The 15,622-nt window shown below is 69.0% G+C and carries 15 protein-coding genes; 10 read left to right on the forward strand and 5 right to left on the reverse strand.

Annotated elements, in window-relative coordinates; genetic code table 11:
* Window positions 1-15: 15 nt before the first annotated feature.
* The 5 genes from VHAB30_RS26870 to VHAB30_RS26890 are packed head-to-tail and all read left to right on the forward strand — an operon-like array spanning window position 16 to window position 4,628.
* Entirely contained in the window at window positions 16-1,185 is a 1,170-nt protein-coding gene (locus tag VHAB30_RS26870) for a cytochrome c oxidase subunit II (RefSeq protein ID WP_159279192.1), read from the forward strand.
* Entirely contained in the window at window positions 1,182-2,975 is a 1,794-nt protein-coding gene (ctaD, locus tag VHAB30_RS26875) for a cytochrome c oxidase subunit I (protein WP_159279193.1), read from the forward strand. The genes VHAB30_RS26870 and ctaD overlap by 4 nt, the downstream gene beginning before the upstream one ends.
* Window positions 2,972-3,589 carry a cytochrome c oxidase subunit 3 family protein gene (locus VHAB30_RS26880; protein WP_159279194.1) on the forward strand — a complete coding sequence of 206 codons (618 nt, stop codon included), beginning with the start codon at window positions 2,972-2,974 and terminating at the stop codon, window positions 3,587-3,589. The genes ctaD and VHAB30_RS26880 overlap by 4 nt, the downstream gene beginning before the upstream one ends.
* 11 nt (window positions 3,590-3,600) lie before the next feature.
* Window positions 3,601-4,293 carry a heme-copper oxidase subunit III family protein gene (locus VHAB30_RS26885; protein WP_159279195.1) on the forward strand — a complete coding sequence of 231 codons (693 nt, stop codon included), beginning with the start codon at window positions 3,601-3,603 and terminating at the stop codon, window positions 4,291-4,293.
* 11 nt (window positions 4,294-4,304) lie between these two features.
* Window positions 4,305-4,628: a cytochrome C oxidase subunit IV family protein gene (locus VHAB30_RS26890; protein ID WP_095747775.1), complete on the forward strand. Its 324-nt coding sequence runs from the start codon at window positions 4,305-4,307 to the stop codon at window positions 4,626-4,628.
* 12 nt (window positions 4,629-4,640) lie between these two features.
* Here the strand turns inward: VHAB30_RS26890 and VHAB30_RS26895 are convergent, their stop codons facing one another.
* The 4 genes from VHAB30_RS26895 to VHAB30_RS26910 form a co-directional block, all read right to left on the reverse strand.
* Entirely contained in the window at window positions 4,641-6,266 is a 1,626-nt protein-coding gene (locus VHAB30_RS26895) for an MFS transporter (RefSeq protein ID WP_095950483.1), read from the reverse strand.
* Between the two features lie 155 nt (window positions 6,267-6,421).
* Window positions 6,422-7,192 (reverse strand): amino acid ABC transporter permease, encoded by a 771-nt coding sequence (locus VHAB30_RS26900; RefSeq protein WP_159279196.1) that lies wholly within the window; start codon window positions 7,190-7,192, stop codon window positions 6,422-6,424.
* Between the two features lie 93 nt (window positions 7,193-7,285).
* Window positions 7,286-8,044, reverse strand: a complete 759-nt coding sequence (locus VHAB30_RS26905) for a basic amino acid ABC transporter substrate-binding protein (RefSeq protein WP_062479619.1) — start codon at window positions 8,042-8,044, stop codon at window positions 7,286-7,288.
* Window positions 8,045-8,124: 80 nt separating this feature from the next.
* Window positions 8,125-8,847: a hypothetical protein gene (locus VHAB30_RS26910; RefSeq protein ID WP_159279197.1), complete on the reverse strand. Its 723-nt coding sequence runs from the start codon at window positions 8,845-8,847 to the stop codon at window positions 8,125-8,127.
* A 179-nt stretch (window positions 8,848-9,026) separates the two neighbouring features.
* On the opposite strand from VHAB30_RS26910, the gene VHAB30_RS26915 reads away from it, so the two are divergent.
* The 4 genes from VHAB30_RS26915 to VHAB30_RS26930 all read left to right on the forward strand — a co-directional run bounded on the left by VHAB30_RS26915 (window position 9,027) and on the right by VHAB30_RS26930 (window position 11,070).
* On the forward strand, window positions 9,027-9,671 hold the full coding sequence (locus VHAB30_RS26915; RefSeq protein ID WP_159279198.1) for a hypothetical protein: 645 nt from the start codon (window positions 9,027-9,029) through the stop codon (window positions 9,669-9,671).
* Window positions 9,672-9,684: 13 nt separating this feature from the next.
* On the forward strand, window positions 9,685-10,227 hold the full coding sequence (locus VHAB30_RS26920; RefSeq protein ID WP_070063237.1) for a GTP-binding protein: 543 nt from the start codon (window positions 9,685-9,687) through the stop codon (window positions 10,225-10,227).
* Window positions 10,224-10,613 (forward strand): roadblock/LC7 domain-containing protein, encoded by a 390-nt coding sequence (locus VHAB30_RS26925; RefSeq protein WP_139700765.1) that lies wholly within the window; start codon window positions 10,224-10,226, stop codon window positions 10,611-10,613. The genes VHAB30_RS26920 and VHAB30_RS26925 overlap by 4 nt, the downstream gene beginning before the upstream one ends.
* Window positions 10,614-10,710: 97 nt before the next feature.
* A complete protein-coding gene (locus VHAB30_RS26930) occupies window positions 10,711-11,070 on the forward strand; it encodes a hypothetical protein (protein ID WP_062478225.1) in 360 nt (119 codons plus the stop codon).
* A 73-nt stretch (window positions 11,071-11,143) separates the two neighbouring features.
* Here VHAB30_RS26930 and VHAB30_RS26935 read toward each other — a convergent pair whose 3' ends face one another.
* Entirely contained in the window at window positions 11,144-11,620 is a 477-nt protein-coding gene (locus VHAB30_RS26935; protein ID WP_062478228.1) for an Lrp/AsnC family transcriptional regulator, read from the reverse strand.
* 178 nt (window positions 11,621-11,798) lie between these two features.
* On the opposite strand from VHAB30_RS26935, the gene VHAB30_RS26940 reads away from it, so the two are divergent.
* Complete coding sequence (locus tag VHAB30_RS26940) at window positions 11,799-15,410, forward strand: indolepyruvate ferredoxin oxidoreductase family protein (protein WP_159279199.1); 3,612 nt, start codon at window positions 11,799-11,801, stop codon at window positions 15,408-15,410.
* Window positions 15,411-15,622 lie beyond the last annotated feature (212 nt).

Here is a 15,622-nt window from a genome sequence, read left to right on the forward strand (position 1 = left end):
CAGGGAGCGCAGCACATGACCATCGCCGTCGTCCTGTTGCTCATCGTGGTGGCCTCGGTGACGTTCCACGCCGTCAACCCGTGGTGGACGACGCCGCTGGCCTCCAACTGGCAGCGCATGGACGACACGCTGACCATCACGCTGCTCATCACGGGCCTGTTCTTCGTCGTCATCAACCTGTTCCTCGCCTACACCGTGGTGCGCTTTCGCCACCGCGAGGGGCGCCGCGTGGCGCCGCATGCGCCCGAGAGCCGCACGCTGGAGCGCTGGCTCATCGGCGGCACCACCGTCGGCATCATGGCGCTGCTGGCGCCCGGCCTCGTGGTGTACGCGAACTACGTGCGCACGCCGCATGACGCGCGCGTGCTCGAGGTGCTGGGCCAGCAGTGGCAGTGGCGCTTTCGCCTGCCGGGCGCGGACGGCAAGCTGGGCGCGACCGACGCGCGCTTCGTCAGCGCCGCCAACCCCTTCGGGCTCGACCCGGCCGACGCGGCGGGGCTGGACGACCTGCTGGTTCCCGGCGACGAGGTGCACCTTCCGATCGGCCAGCCGGTGCTGGTGCTGATGCGCTCCCACGACGTGCTGCACGACTTCTTCGTGCCGCCGATCCGCGCCCGCATGAACATCGTGCCGGGGCAGGTCAGCCGCTTCTGGTTCACGCCCACCGTCGCGGGCCGCTACGAGGCGCTGTGCGCGCAGCTGTGCGGCGTGGGCCATCCGAACATGCGCGGCTTCGTGGTGGTGGAGGACGCGGCGGCCTACGACGCGTGGCGCACGGCGCTGCCGACCTTCGGCGCGATGCAGTTGGCGCAAGCGGCCAAGGCGGCGCAGGCTGCCCAGGCACCGGCCGGCGGTGGCGGCCGCGTCGACCAGGGCCGCGCGCTGGCCGACGCCAAGGGCTGCGTGGCCTGCCACACCATCGACGGCAGCACACGCGTGGGGCCGACCTGGAAGGGCCTGTACGGCAAGAACGAGTCGATGGCCGACGGCAGCACCGCGCTGGTCGACGAGGCCTACCTGCGCAGCTTCATCCGCGACCCGCAGGCGCGCCACGTGAAGGGCTTCCCGCCGGTGATGCCGAAGATCGACCTGAGCGAGGAGGAGCTGGCCGCGCTGGTGGCCTACATCCAGAGTCTGGGCAGCCCGCCGGCGCAGGCTGCCACCGAACAGAAGGCCGCGCGATGACCGACGCTGCTGTGCTCACCCCCGCCGACGACGAACACGACGATGGCGGTCACCCGGCGCCGCAGGGCTTCCTGCGCCGCTACGTCTGGAGCCAGGACCACAAGGTGATCGCCGTGCAGTACGCCTGCACCGCCATCGCGGTGGGTGTGGTCGGCCTGGTGCTGTCCAACCTGATGCGGCTGCAGCTGGGGTTTCCGGGCCAGTTCGAGTTCATCAACGCCGAGCGCTACTACCAGTTCGTGACCATGCACGGAATGATCATGGTGATCTACCTGCTCACGGCACTGTTCCTGGGCGGCTTCGGCAACTACCTGATCCCGCTCATGGTGGGGGCGCGCGACATGGTGTTTCCCTACCTCAACATGCTGAGCTTCTGGGTCTACCTGCTGTCGGTGGTGGTGCTGATGGCCAGCTTCTTCGTGGCGGGCGGCCCCACCGGCGCGGGCTGGACGCTGTACCCGCCGCAGTCGATCCTGCCGGGCACGCCGGGCCACGGCGGCGGCATCGTGCTGATGCTGGTGTCGCTGCTGATCTTCATCGTGGCCACCACCATGGGCGGCCTGAACTACGCGACCACCGTGCTGCAGGCGCGCTGCCGGGGCATGACGCTGCTGCGCATGCCGCTCACGGTGTGGGGCATCTTCGTGGCCACGGTGCTGGCGCTGCTGGGTTTTCCGGCGCTGTTCGTCAGCGGCGTGATGCTGCTGCTGGACCGCACGGTGGGCACTAGCTTCTTCATGCCGGCGCTGGTGTCGATGGGACAGCTGTCGGGCCACAAGGGCGGCAGCCCGCTGCTGTTCCAGCACCTGTTCTGGTTCTTCGGCCACCCCGAGGTCTACATCGTGGCGCTGCCGGCCTTCGGCATCGTGTCGGACCTGATCAGCGTGCATGCGCGCAAGCGCATCTTCGGCTACCGCACGATGGTGTGGGCCATCGTGGCCATCGGCGGGCTCAGCGTGGTGGTGTGGGCGCACCACATGTTCGTGAGCGGCATGAACCCGTACTTCGGCTTCTTCTTCGCCACCACCACGCTGGTCATCGCGGTGCCCACGGCGATCAAGGTCTACAACTGGCTCTTGACGCTGTGGCGCGGCGACATCCACCTGTCGGTGCCGATGCTGTTCGCGCTGGCCTTCGTGTGCACCTTCGTCATCGGCGGGCTCACGGGCCTCTTCCTGGGCAACGTGAGCGTGGACATCCCGCTGTCGGGCACCTACTTCGTGGTGGCGCACTTCCACATGGTGATGGGCGTGGCGCCGCTGCTGGTGGTGTTCGGCGGCATCTACCACTGGTTCCCCAAGATCACCGGGCGCATGCTGGACGACCGGCTCGGCCGGCTGCATTTCTGGATCACCTTCCTGGGCACCTACGCGATCTACTTTCCGATGCACTACCTGGGCGTGCTGGGCATGCCGCGGCGCTACTACAACTTCGACGGCTACAAGTTCATTCCGCCGTCGGCCTTCAGTCTGAACGAATTCATCACCGTGGTCGCGCTGGTGGTCGGCGCGGCGCAGCTGCTCTTCATCGTCAACCTGGCCTGGAGCGCCTGGCGCGGCCGGCCGGCCGGCGCCAACCCGTGGCGCGCCGCCTCGCTCGAATGGCAGACGCCCGAGACGCCGCCCGGCCACGGCAACTGGGGGCCGCGGCTGCCCGTGGCCTACCGCTGGGCCTACGCCTACGGCGTGCCGGGCGCGGCGGAAGACTTCATCGCGCAGAACGCACCGCCGCAGGCCAGCGACGACAAGGACGACGTGCCCGTGAGCGGCGCGCGCGGAGCACCGGCATGAACGCGGACGCCGCCCTGCGCCTGCGCGGCCTGCCCCGCGACGTGCGGCTGCGCGACGCGCACGCGAGCGCCGCCGGCATCGGCCTGTGGGTCTTCATGGGCGTGGTCACCGCGCTGTTCTCCCTGTTCACCGTGGCCTACGTGATGCGCATGAGCAGCGGCGATGCGGTCGCGCTCGCGCTGCCCTGGCAGCTGTGGCTCAGCTCGGCGCTGCTGATGGCGGGCAGCGTGGCGCTGGAAGCCGCCTCGCGCCGCGTGGACCCGGCGCGCATGCGCCGCCTGCTGCTGGCCGGCGGCCTGTGCGCCGTGGGCTTCCTCGGCGTGCAGCTGTGGGCCTGGGCCGCGATGGCGCACGCGCAGGTGCTGCCGGCGGGCAACCCGTCGGGCAGCTTCTTCTACCTGCTGACCGCCATGCACGGGCTGCACCTGGCGGGCGGCCTGGTCGGGTGGGCGATGGCGGCGCGCGTCGCGTGGGCCGACCCCGCCCGCGCCGGATGGCGCATCGCGCTGTGCGCGCGCTACTGGCACTTCATGCTGGCCGTGTGGCTGGCGCTGTTCGCGCTGCTGGGGTGGGTGACGCCGGAGGTGGCGCGCGTCCTCTGCGGCACGGCGTGAGGAGGCTTCGCATGAACTCCAGCACCGCAACCTTCACCGGCTCCGCCGTCGCCGCGAACGGCTGGCGCGGCCTGGTGGCCGACTGGTCGTCCGACCGCCAGGCCTTCCACGTCTCATGGGGCAAGGCCATGATGTGGATCTTCCTGCTGAGCGACATCTTCATCTTCAGCTGCTTCCTCACGGGCTACATGACGGTGCGTGTCTCGACCACCGTGGCCTGGCCCAATCCGAGCGAGGTGTTCGCGCTGCACGTGGGCGGGGCCGACGTGCCGCTCCTGCTGATCGCGATCATGACCTTCGTGCTCATCAGCAGCAGCGGCACGATGGCGATGGCGGTCAACTTCGCCTACCGCGGCGACCGCGTGAACGCCGCCACGCTGATGCTCGTGACCGCCACCTTCGGCGAGCTCTTCGTGGGCATGCAGGCCTTCGAGTGGTCCAAGCTGATCCTCGAGGAGGGCGTGCGGCCCTGGGGCAACCCGATGGGCGCGGCGCAGTTCGGCGCGGCCTTCTTCATGATCACGGGCTTCCACGGGCTGCACGTGTCGGCCGGCGTGGTGCTGCTGTTCGCGGTGGCCTTCAAGCTCATTCGCGGCGACTACGACAAGGCCGGCAACTACCAGGTGGTCGAGATCGTGGGCCTGTACTGGCACTTCGTCGACCTGGTGTGGGTCTTCATCTTCGCGCTGTTCTATCTCTGGTGAGGACCATCATCATGAACACCACCCACGCCACCACTGGCCAGCAGCACCCGATCGGCCTGTACCTGAAAATCTGGGGGCTCCTGTTCGTGCTCAGCGCGATGTCGTACATGGTCGACTACTTCCATGTGCAGGGCTACCTGCGCTGGGGCCTGATCATCGTCTTCATGCTGCTGAAGGCCGGGCTCATCGTCGCGGTCTTCATGCACATGGCGTGGGAGCGGATGGCGCTGGTCTACGCGATCCTGCTGCCGCCGCTGTGCCTTTTGGTGCTGGTCGGGCTGATGGCGGCGGAGGCCGACCACACCTTCCTCGCGCGGCTGGCGTTCTTCCGCTGACGGCCCTGCTGCTCAGCGCCGCACCACGAAGCGCGTGATCACCGGCGGCGACTCGCCCAGGTGGAAGGCCAGCCGGCGCTCGCGCAGCGCCATGTCGGCGGCGGTGGCGCGGTTGAAGCGGCGCAGGTGGTCGGTCCACGACTCGTCCACGATCTGCTCCACGTAGCGTTCGGGCTGCGCGATGTCGTGCAGCAGCTCCCAGCCGATGGCACCCTGGCCCAGGCGCGCGCGCCGGGTCTGCTGCATCACGAGGTGGAAGGCCGCGGCGCGCGACGGGTCGATCAGGTACTCGACCGTGATCACCACGCGGCCGTCTTCCTGCGGCGCCTCGGCCGGCGGGCCGGTGGCCCAGCCGGCCTGGGCGGGGCGCACGTCGTCCTCGCCGCTCACGTCGGTCACCCAGCGCATGGCCGCGAGCATCAGCAGCGTGCCGCTCACGGCGGCGATGGCCAGGCTCAGCTTCAGCGACGTGACGGTGGCCACCTGGCCCCACAGCGCCGCGCCGATCGCGCTCGCGCCCATGATCGCCATCTGGTAGGTCGACATGCCGCGTGCGCGCACCCAGTCGGGCAGCGCCAGCTGGGCCGACACCGACAGCGAGTTGGCCACCGTGATCCACGCCATGCCGCCGAAGAACATCGCCGGCACCGCGACCCAGGCGTTGGGCGCCACGGCCATCACGGCCGTGGCGGCCGACTGCAGCATGGCGCCGCGCAGCACCAGCTGGTCGCGCCCGAGCGCCTGGCGCAGCCGCGGCAAGAAGAGCACCGCGATGATCGCGCCCGTGCCCATGGCGGCCAGCAGCAGCGTGAAGGTGCCGGCGCCGCCGCCCTGGAGGTTGCGTGCCAGGAGCGGCAGCAGCGCCAGCAGCGCGGTCGAGTGGAAGAAGAACAGCGACACGCGCGTGAGCACCGCGCGCATGCGCTGCGACTGGCGCACGAACTGCACGCCCACGCGCATCGCGCTGATGAGCTTCTCGCGCCCCAGCGGGTTGGGCGTGTGCTCGCGGCGCCAGCGCAGCACCACGAAGCCCGAGGCCACCGACAGCACCGCGTTGAGCGCGAACACCCACACGCTGCCCGCGCTCGCGATCAGCATGCCGGCCGTGAGCGGGCCGACGATGCGCGAGGCGTTCATGGCGATGCCGTTCAGGCCCAGCGCCGCCGGCAGCTGTTGGCGCGGCACCAGCTCGGGCACGATGGCCGAGAACACCGGCCAGCGCAGCGCCAGCCCGATGCCGTTGGCGAAGGTGAGCGCCAGCAGCAGCGGCGCGGTCATCACGTCGAGCGCGATGGCGGCGCACAGCACCACGGCGGTGCCGGCCAGCCAGAACTGCGTGGCCACCAGCCAGCGCCGGCGATCGAGGATGTCGGCCAGCGCGCCGCTCGGAAGACCGAGCAGGAACACCGGCAGGGTGGAGGCCGACTGCACCAGCGCGACCCAGATCGGCGAGGTGGTCAGCGAGGTCATCATCCACGCCGCCGCCACGTCGTTCATCCACATGCAGATGTTGGCGATGAGCCAGGTGCTCCACAGCATGCGGAACACGGGGAGCTTCAGGGGCTCGAGCGCCGCGAGGTTCGAGGGCTGCGGCCGGGCCGGCGGGAGGGGTGTCTCTTCGGGGGATATGGGCGGCATGTCGCGCTATTGTGGCGCGGGCAACAGCGGAGCATCGACAAGACGCTCTTCTCTTTCCAGGAACACCGAGGAACCGGCTTTGCCGGGCCTCAGGTGTTGCCCCCTGCAAGGGGGTTGGCGTAGCGACACGAAGTGCGCGAAGCCTGGGGGTGTGCCTAACTTCTGTCGCTGCGGGCGAGACGGTGTTCCAGCCGGCGCAGCAGCGTGGTCAGCACCAGCGTCATCACCCAGTACACCACCGAGATCGCCAGGTACGGCTCCCAGTAGCGCGCATAGGCGCCGGCCACGGTGCGCGCGGCGTAGGCCAGTTCGGCCAGGCCGATGGCCGACACCAGCGAGGTGTCCTTGAGCAGCGCGATGGCGTTGTTGCCCAGCGGCGGCAGCATGCGGCGAAAGGCCTGCGGCAGCACCACGTAGCGCATCACCTGCGCGGGGCTCAGGCCCAGCGAGCGGCCGGCGTCGAACTGCCCGCGCGAGATCGACTGGATGCCGGCGCGGAACACTTCGGAGATGTAGGCCGCCGAGTTCAGCGTGAGCGCGACCACGCCGGAGATGAGGGCGCCGTGCTCCTGCTTGAGCGTGCGCGCCAGCTCGCCGTCGATGAGCAGGCCCGTGCTCGGGTGGATGAACACCGGCATCACCGCGAAGTGGATGAGCAGGATCTGCACGAACAGCGGCGTGCCCCGGAAGAAGCTCACGTACACCGTGGCGGGCCAGCGCAGCAGCAGGCGCGTGACCCAGGTCCACGGTGCGTGGCGCGCCTGCGCCAGCCGCGCCAGCGCCAGGCACAGGCCCCAGCTGGCGCCCAGCAGCACGCAGACCACGGTCATGCGCAGCGTCATCCAGGCGCCCTGCCAGAACAGGTCCTTGTATTCCACGAGGATGTCCCAGCGGAACCATCCGAAAAGCAGCACTGGTTGTTCCATGCTTGCGTCCTCAACTCTCTGTCTATCTGTCGGTCAGCGGAAAAACGAAACGGCCGCGTGAGGGCGGCCGTGTTCAGGAAATTGCCGTACGGCTCAGCGCACGTTGGGGTCCTTGTTGAACCACTTCTTGTAGATCGTCACGTAGCTGCCGTCGGCGCGGATGGCCGCCAGGCCGGCGCTGAGCTTGTCCAGCAGCGCCTTGTCGCCCTTCTTCACGACGATGCCGAAGCCCTCTTCGGGGAAGGACTTGTCGTCCAGCGTCTTCAGCTCGGGGTGCTGCGCCACGCGGTAGGCGATCACGCCGTTGTCACCCATGGCGGCATCGACGCCGCCGCCGGCCAGCTCGGAAATGATGAGCGGCGTGCTCTCGAAGCGGCGGATGTTGGGGCTGGTCTTGCCGAACTCGCGCGAGGCGATGTCGTCGGCGGTGGAGGCGCTGACCACGGCGATCTTCTTGCCCGTGAGGTCCTTCAGCGAGGCCACGGTGCTGTTCTTCGGCAGCGCGATCAGCTGGCGGGCCGCAAAGTACGGCGGCGTGAAGTCGTAGCTCTGCTTGCGCTTCTCGTTGATGGTGACGCCCGAGATCACGAGGTCGACGTCGCCGTTGTTCAGCGCGCCGAAGATGCCGGTGAAGGGCGTGTTGACGATCTTGATCTTCAGGCCCTGCTGCTTGGCGATGGCGTTGATGATGTCGATGTCGAAGCCGACGATCTGCTTGTCCTTGTTCTCGAAGGCAAACGGCGCGTAGGTGGCGCTGGAGGCCACGGTGAGTTCGCGGTTCTGGGCCTGGGCACCGAAGGCGAGCGTGGCGGCAGCGAGGCCGAGGGCCAGGGCGCGGCGTAGAGAGTTCATTCGGGGTCCTTGTGTCTTTGCCGCCCGGCGGGAAGCGGTGGGCGAGCATTTTAGGCGGTCGCTATCGGGACCCCTGCCGCCTACCGGGCGAACAGGAAGTAGAGCGCGACGGCCACCACCGCCACGACAGCGATCACCTTGCCCGCGCGGGGCGAGCCGGAGGCGCCAGTGGAACTCCACGTCACGCTGTGGGTGCGCACGGTCTTCGTGCGCCCGCCGCTGCTGCGCTCCGTGCGGACGAGCGCGTCGGCCACGACCTGCCGGCCTTCCGGCGAGACCGCGGACATCGGCGTAGCGAGCATCTGCAGCTGCGCAGGCGTCAGCACGCCGGTGCGCACGGTCCAGGCGAGTGTGGCGGCCGGCGAGGCGGGCGCCGCCCATTCGGGTTCCTGTGCGGGCAGCAGGCTGAAGGCCTGTGCGTGCTGCGCGGGGTCGATCAACTGCAGCGCCTGCAGTTGATCGAGGGCGCCCTCGGTCACGCCGTCTTCCAGGCGGTTCGCCATGAGGCTGATCTCGAGCAGCACCCAGGCCGGCGCCTGGCCGCTGACCATGGCCACCGCATTCGCCACGGTGCGGTGCGCCTCGTCTTGCGCGCCGGGGGCGGCGCGGGCGCGCAGGCCGGGCAGCGACTCCGGCGCGACGATGCCCTTGGCGGCCGCCCAGCCCAGCGCTTCGCTCGGGGTGCGCAGCGGCGTGTCCGGCAGGTCGGGGTGCGCGAGCGCCTGCGCGTGTTCGGCGTCGGTCAGCAGGCCCAGGGTGTGCAGGTGCGACAGGGCCCGTGGGCCAGCTTCTTCGGAATTCATGGGCCCCAGTGTCCCAGAGGTCTCGCGAAGGGCCGCGCCGCCGGCTCGGCGCTCCCAGCGTGTGCGTTACTTCTCGGTGCGTGTCCAAATTTGGGCATCGACTCGATACACAACGCATCAATTAGTTAACACATATAACAATAAGGAACTATTAAGAACAATTGCTCAGGGAAGAAGGTATGCCATTGGTTTTGGGCGTCATGGGGCTCCCTCAGGTCGAGGTCGAGCTCCTGCGGATCATCGTTCGCCTCAGCTCCAATCTCCGGTCGTTGTGGACAGTCAGCGAGTCGCAGCCCTGCGACCTGTTGCTGGTGGACGGCGATGCGCCCGCCGCCGAGCGGCAGACGCCGGCCGCGCGCTTCGTGGTGCCGATGGTGGCGCGCGGCGAGGCCGTGGCGGCCGCGCCCGCGCGCCGCACGCTGGCGCGCCCCATCTACGCGGAAGAGCTGGTCGCGCTGCTCAACCAGGTTGCGCCCAGCGGGGCCTCGGGCGACGCGGCGCGCGCCATGGTGCGCTCGATCCGCGCGCGGGCCTCGCTGATCCGCTGGCCCTCGCAGGTGACCCTGCAGCGCCATCCGATCTACGTGCGGCTGGCGGCGGCCCTGTCCAAGAGCGCGCAGTCGGCCGAAAGCCTCAGCGTGCTGGGCCGCATCGACGTGCAGGAGTGCAGCACCTTCCTCGGCCTGCTGGAGGAAGAAGGCGCGCTGACCTGGTCGGAGGAAGCCCGCGCGCCGCGCCCCTCGGGGGCCGGTGCCGGCGCCGAGGCCGCGCAGCACAAGCGGGGCCTGCTCTCGCGCATCCGCCGACGCCTCGGGCTGGCCTGAGCAGGGCGCCGGCATGAGGGACTTCAAGCTCGTCTTCACGGGCCCGATGGGCGTGGGCAAGACCACGGCCATCGCGGCCATCAGCGAGACCGCGCCGATCGCCACCGAGGTCGCCAACGCCGACACCTCGGTCGCCAAGGCCACCACCACGGTGGGGCTCGACTTCGGCCAGGTGACGCTGGACAACGGCGACCGGCTGCGCCTGTACGGCACGCCGGGCCAAAGCCGCTTCGACTTCATGTGGAAGATCCTGGTGCGCGACGCGCTGGGCCTGGCGATCCTGCTGGACAACAGCCGCCCCGACCCGATGGCCGACCTGGCCCAGTACCTGGACGGCTTCGCCGGCGCGCTCGAGCGCATGCCCTGCGCCGTGGGCGTGAGCCGCCTGCCGTCGCACCCCACCCCCACGCTCGACGACTACGCGCAGGCGCTGGCGGCGCGCGGGCTGGTGCTGCCGCTGCTGGCGGTCGACCCGCGCCGCAAGGACGACGTGGTCGCGCTGATCGAGACGCTGCTGATGCAGATCGAAGTGCTCGACGAGGAGGCCGCGCCATGAAGATCCCCCACGCCCTGAAGCTGCGCGCCGCGGTCGAGGCGCGCCGCGTGCTCGACGAGGTCACGGGCATCGCCTCGGTGGTGATCGCCACGCCCGATGGCTTCGAGATCGCCAGCGTCGCGCGGCGCGACGTCGAGCCCGCGCGCATCGCCGCCATGGCCAGCTCGATCGCCGCCATCGGCGCCGTGGTGTCGCAGGAGGCGCGCCTGGGCCGCTGCACCTGCATCACGGTCGCGACCGACAACGGCTTTGCGCTCGTCAGCCCGGTGCACAGCGGCGAGACCTCGCTGGTGGTGAACGTCATCGCCGACGCCGACGCGGTGCTCGCGCAGGCGATGTACCGCACGGCGGCCTGCGTGCGGGCGCTCGAGGCGCCGCAGCCCTAGGCCTCACCCACGAATTCACGGGCGGGGACGGATTGGCATGCGACGTCTCCACCCTCTTTTTTCATTCGCATGAATTTCACTCACAGGACTTACTGACATGGCCTCGATCCAGACCAGCCTCGACACCCTCCTGACCGCCGACGGCGCCCTGTGCGCTGCCGTGGTCGACTCCGCCAGCGGCATGATGCTGGGCGCCGCCGGCTCCGGCGTGGACCTTGAAGTGGCCGCCGCCGGCAACACCGAAGTGATGCGTGCCAAGCTCAAGACGATGCGCGCGCTGGGCCTGAGCGACACCATCGAAGACATCCTGATCACGCTGGGCAAGCAGTACCACCTGCTGCGCCCGATGGCGCAGAAGGAAGGCGTGTTCATCTACTTCGTGCTCGACAAGGCGAAGTCGAACCTGGCGCTGGCGCGCCGCAAGCTGCAGGACGTCGAGAAGGACATCACCTTCTAATCAGTCCGCCAAGGCGCATCGCCGTCGGGCCGGCTCCTTCGCGGGAGGCGGCCCTTTTCTTTTTAAAAGGCGGCTACTTCGCCAGGTGCCCCAGCGGCAGCGCGCTGTTGGCCTTCACCTCGCCCAGCGAGAAGCTGGTGTGCAGGTCCTTCACGTTCGGCAGGTTCATGAGGTTCTGCCGCGCGAAGGCCGAGAAACCGTTCAGGTCCTGCGCCACCACCTGCAGCTCGAAGGTGCCGGTGCCGCTGATGTAGTGGCAGGCCACCACCTCGGGCATCTTGCGGATCGCGTCCTCGAGCTTGCGCGTGGCCTCGTGGGTGACGCGCTCGGTGTCCACGCGCACGAAGGCCAGCACGCCCAGCCCGATCTTGTGGCGGTCGATCTCGGCGCGGTAGCCCTTGATGAAGCCGGCGTCTTCCAGCGCCCGCACGCGGCGCCAGCAGGGCGCCGCCGACAGGCCCACGCGCTGCGCCAATTCGGCGTTCGTGAGGCGGCCATCGGTCTGCAGTTCTTGCAGGATAGCGAGGTCGAACTTGTCAATGCTTTCCATAGGGGTGGATGTTAAGCAAGATTCTTTCTGAAAGTCGTTTTTCCGAGGCAAAAAACGCAAACACCTGTCGCAGACCCCGGCATACACTTTGCGTCACCATGGGCTTGCGCCCTACCGGGCACAGACCCACACCCCTCAGCCAGGCCCACAAAGCCCTGCCAATACGGAGACAGAGAACATGAACGCCCCGCTGCCCGAGCACATTCGCCGCGCGCTAGAAACCGTCACGCTCGACGACAAATACAGCCTCGACTACGGGCGCGCCTTCATGAGCGGCGTGCAGGCCCTGGTCAAGCTGCCGATGCTGCAGCGCCTGCGCGACAAGCAGGTCGGCAAGAACACCGCCGGCTTCATCAGCGGCTACCGCGGTTCCCCGCTCGGCGGCTACGACCAGGCGCTGTGGAAGGCCAGCAAGTTCCTCAAGGAACAGAACATCGTCTTCCAGCCCGGCGTGAACGAAGAGCTCGCGGCCACGGCGCTGTGGGGCACGCAGCAGCTGGGCTTCTCGCCCCAGGGCACCAACAAGTTCGACGGCGTCTTCGGCATCTGGTACGGCAAGGGCCCGGGCGTGGACCGCTGCTCCGACGTGTTCAAGCACGCCAACATGGCCGGCACCACCGCCTGGGGCGGCGTGATCGCGGTGGCCGGCGACGACCACATCTCCAAGAGCAGCACGGCCGCGCACCAGAGCGACCACATCTTCAAGGCCTGCGGCACGCCGGTGTTCTTCCCGGCCAACGTGCAGGAAATCCTGGACCTGGGCATCCACGCTTTCGCGCTGAGCCGCTTCTCGGGCGTGTGGTCGGGCATGAAGACGATCCAGGAGATCGTCGAGTCCAGCGCCACGGCCATGATCGACCCCGAGCGCGTCGACATCGTCATTCCCACCGACTTCGAGATGCCGCCCGGCGGCCTGCACATCCGCTGGCCCGACCATGCGCTGGAGCAGGAAGCCCGGCTCATGCACTACAAGTGGTACGCCGCGCTGGCCTACATCCGCGCCAACCGCCTGAACCACAACGTGATCGAAGGCCCGAACGACCGCTTCGGCATCATGGCCAGCGGCAAGGCCTACAACGACACGCGCCAGGCGCTCATCGACCTGGGCCTGGACGACGCGGCCTGCCGCCAGCTGGGCATCCGCCTGCACAAGGTGGGCGTGGTGTGGCCGCTGGAGGCGCAGCTCACGCGCGAATTCGCCACCGGCCTGCAGGAAATCCTGGTGGTCGAGGAAAAGCGCCAGGTCATCGAATACCAGCTCAAGGAAGAGCTCTACAACTGGCGCTCCGACGTGCGCCCCAACGTGGTCGGCAAGTTCGACGAAGGCGCCAGCTCCACGGACGACGGCTACTCTGGCGGCGAATGGTCGATGCCCAACCCGACCTCGCACACGCTGCTGCGCGCCAACGCCGACCTGAACCCGGCCCTCATCGCCAAGGCCATCGCCGCGCGCCTGAAGAAGACCGGCCTCTTGGCCGCCGCCGGCGCCGACATGGCCGCGCGCATCGACGCGCAACTGGCCATCCTGGAGGCCAAGGAGCGCGCGATGGTGGTGCAGCAGGCCTCCACCAGCGTGGCCGACGCCACGCGCCAGCCGTGGTTCTGCTCGGGCTGCCCGCACAACACAAGCACCGTGGTGCCCGAAGGCTCGCGCGCGATGGGCGGCATCGGCTGCCACTTCATGGCGACCTGGATGGACCGCTCCACCATCGGCTTCACGCAGATGGGCGGCGAGGGCGTGCCATGGGTCGGCCAGCAGCCCTTCACGACCGACCAGCACATCTTCGCCAACCTGGGCGACGGCACGTACTTCCACAGCGGCCTGCTCGCCATTCGCCAGAGCATCGCGGCGGGCGTGAACATCACCTACAAGATCCTCTACAACGACGCGGTTGCCATGACCGGCGGCCAGACCGTGGGCGAACGCCCCGAGGGTCACTCGGTGCTGCAGATTGCAGAGAGCCTGCACGCCGAGGGCACGAAGAAGGTCGTCATCGTCACCGACGAGCCCGAGAAGTACGAGGGCGTGAACATTCCCGGCGACCACGTGCAGGTGAAGCACCGCGACCTGCTCGACGACATCCAGCGCGAGTTCCGCGCCATCGCCGGCACCACGGCCATCATCTACGACCAGACCTGCGCGACCGAGAAGCGCCGCCGCCGCAAGCGCGGCACGGCCGTCGATCCGGCCAAGCGCGTGGTCATCAACGAGCTGGTCTGCGAAGGCTGCGGCGACTGCAGCGTGCAGAGCAACTGCCTCTCGGTGGAGCCGCTGGAGACCGAGTTCGGCCGCAAGCGCACCATCAACCAGAGCAGCTGCAACAAGGACATGAGCTGCCTGAAGGGCTTCTGCCCGAGCTTCGTCACCGTCGAGGGCGGCCAGCTCAAGAAGAAGGGCAAGAACAAGGCGGCCACGCCGGCCGAGTTCGGCCTGCTGGCCGAGCCCGCCATTCCGTCGCTCGCGGGCGGCAAGGTCTGGGGCGTGGTGGTGGCCGGCGTCGGCGGCACCGGCGTGATCACCATCGGCCAGCTGCTGGGCATGGCCGCGCACATCGAGGCCAAGGGCATCGTCACGCAGGACGCGGCGGGCCTGGCGCAAAAGGGCGGCGCCACCTGGAGCCACGTGCTCATCGGTGACACGCAGGACGACATCCGCACCACCCGCGTGGGCACCGCGGCGGCCGACCTGATCCTGGCCTGCGACCCGCTCGTCACGATCAACGCCGAGACCATGGCGCGCATGCGCGAAGGGCGTACACACGTGGCGCTCAACAGCCACAGCGCGCCCACGGCCGCCTTCGTGCGCAACGCCAACTGGCAGAACCCCGAAGACGCCTGCGCCGCTGAAATTGCGCGCGCCGTGGGCATCGACGGCCTGGGCGCCTTCGACGCCGATGCCGCCGCCACCGCGCTGATGGGCGACACCATCTACGTCAACCCGATGATCCTGGGCTACGCCTGGCAGAAGGGCTGGGTGCCGCTGGCGCACGAGTCGCTGATGCGCGCCATCGAGCTGAACGCCGTGGCCATCGAGAACAACAAGACCGCCTTCGAGTGGGGCCGCCAGGCCGCCGTGCGTCCCGACGAGCTGCAAAAGCGCGTGCGCCCGGGCCAGGTCATCGAGTTCAAGAAGCGCGAGACGGTCGAGGCCCTGGTGGCGCGCCGCGCCGAGTTCCTGACCGGCTACCAGAACGCCGCCTACGCCGAGGAATACAAGGCCTTCGTCGGCCGCGTGCAGCAGGTCGAGTCGGCTGTCGGCAAGAGCACGGGCCTGGCCGAAACGGTGGCGCGCTACCTGTTCAAGCTCATGGCCTACAAGGACGAGTACGAAGTCGCCCGCCTGCACACCGACCGCACGTTCCTGGACCGCGTCGAGGGCATGTTCGAAGGCGACTACAAGCTCAACTACCACCTGGCGCCGCCGCTGCTGGCCAAGAAGAACACCAAGGGCCAGCTGCAGAAGCAGAAGTTCGGCCCCTGGATGCTCACGGGCTTCCGCTTCCTGGCGAAGCTCAAGGGCCTGCGCGGCACGGCGCTCGACGTCTTCGGCCGCACCGAGGAACGCAAGACCGAGCGCGCCCTCATCGGCGAGTACCGCGCCAGCATCGAGGAAGTGCTCAAGGGCCTGCGCGCCGACAACCACGCGCTGGCGCTGGAGATCGCGAGCCTGCCCGAGCAGATCCGCGGCTACGGCCACGTCAAGGAGCGCAACCTGGCGGCGGCCCGCACCCGCTGGACCGAGCTGATGGGCAAGTGGCGCAACCCCCAGGCGCAGCGCGCGGCGGCCTGATCCGCCAGGCCCGTTTCCCCTGACAAAGAGCGCCCCTGCGGCGCTCTTTGCTATTTAAACGATAGCTGAAAGCCCTCGGGGGTGCGCCGGATAAGGGCGCGAAACGGCCATCCGCGCCGAATACAATGCCCGACTGCGCGCGGCCTCCCCCGCCGAGCCTTTGACTTGCGGCCCGCATCCCTCGTGGGCGCGGAACCGCGGGCCCGGCCCGC

It is taken from the genome of Variovorax boronicumulans, assembly GCF_009811375.1.
Lineage (GTDB): Bacteria > Pseudomonadota > Gammaproteobacteria > Burkholderiales > Burkholderiaceae_C > Variovorax > Variovorax boronicumulans.

Excerpts from the sequence above, each read along its gene's own strand:
- VHAB30_RS26920 (WP_070063237.1), top strand. The coding sequence starts at position 9,685 with ATGAGGGACTTCAAGCTCGTCTTCACGGGCCCGATGGGCGTGGGCAAG.
- VHAB30_RS26935 (WP_062478228.1), bottom strand. The coding sequence starts at position 11,620 with ATGGAAAGCATTGACAAGTTCGACCTCGCTATCCTGCAAGAACTGCAG.
- VHAB30_RS26915 (WP_159279198.1), top strand. The coding sequence starts at position 9,027 with ATGCCATTGGTTTTGGGCGTCATGGGGCTCCCTCAGGTCGAGGTCGAG.
- VHAB30_RS26905 (WP_062479619.1), bottom strand. The coding sequence starts at position 8,044 with ATGAACTCTCTACGCCGCGCCCTGGCCCTCGGCCTCGCTGCCGCCACG.
- VHAB30_RS26880 (WP_159279194.1), top strand. The coding sequence starts at position 2,972 with ATGAACGCGGACGCCGCCCTGCGCCTGCGCGGCCTGCCCCGCGACGTG.
- VHAB30_RS26930 (WP_062478225.1), top strand. The coding sequence starts at position 10,711 with ATGGCCTCGATCCAGACCAGCCTCGACACCCTCCTGACCGCCGACGGC.
- VHAB30_RS26895 (WP_095950483.1), bottom strand. The coding sequence starts at position 6,266 with ATGCCGCCCATATCCCCCGAAGAGACACCCCTCCCGCCGGCCCGGCCG.
- VHAB30_RS26940 (WP_159279199.1), top strand. The coding sequence starts at position 11,799 with ATGAACGCCCCGCTGCCCGAGCACATTCGCCGCGCGCTAGAAACCGTC.
- VHAB30_RS26910 (WP_159279197.1), bottom strand. The coding sequence starts at position 8,847 with ATGAATTCCGAAGAAGCTGGCCCACGGGCCCTGTCGCACCTGCACACC.
- VHAB30_RS26900 (WP_159279196.1), bottom strand. The coding sequence starts at position 7,192 with ATGGAACAACCAGTGCTGCTTTTCGGATGGTTCCGCTGGGACATCCTC.
- VHAB30_RS26885 (WP_159279195.1), top strand. The coding sequence starts at position 3,601 with ATGAACTCCAGCACCGCAACCTTCACCGGCTCCGCCGTCGCCGCGAAC.
- VHAB30_RS26925 (WP_139700765.1), top strand. The coding sequence starts at position 10,224 with ATGAAGATCCCCCACGCCCTGAAGCTGCGCGCCGCGGTCGAGGCGCGC.
- VHAB30_RS26890 (WP_095747775.1), top strand. The coding sequence starts at position 4,305 with ATGAACACCACCCACGCCACCACTGGCCAGCAGCACCCGATCGGCCTG.
- VHAB30_RS26870 (WP_159279192.1), top strand. The coding sequence starts at position 16 with ATGACCATCGCCGTCGTCCTGTTGCTCATCGTGGTGGCCTCGGTGACG.
- ctaD (WP_159279193.1), top strand. The coding sequence starts at position 1,182 with ATGACCGACGCTGCTGTGCTCACCCCCGCCGACGACGAACACGACGAT.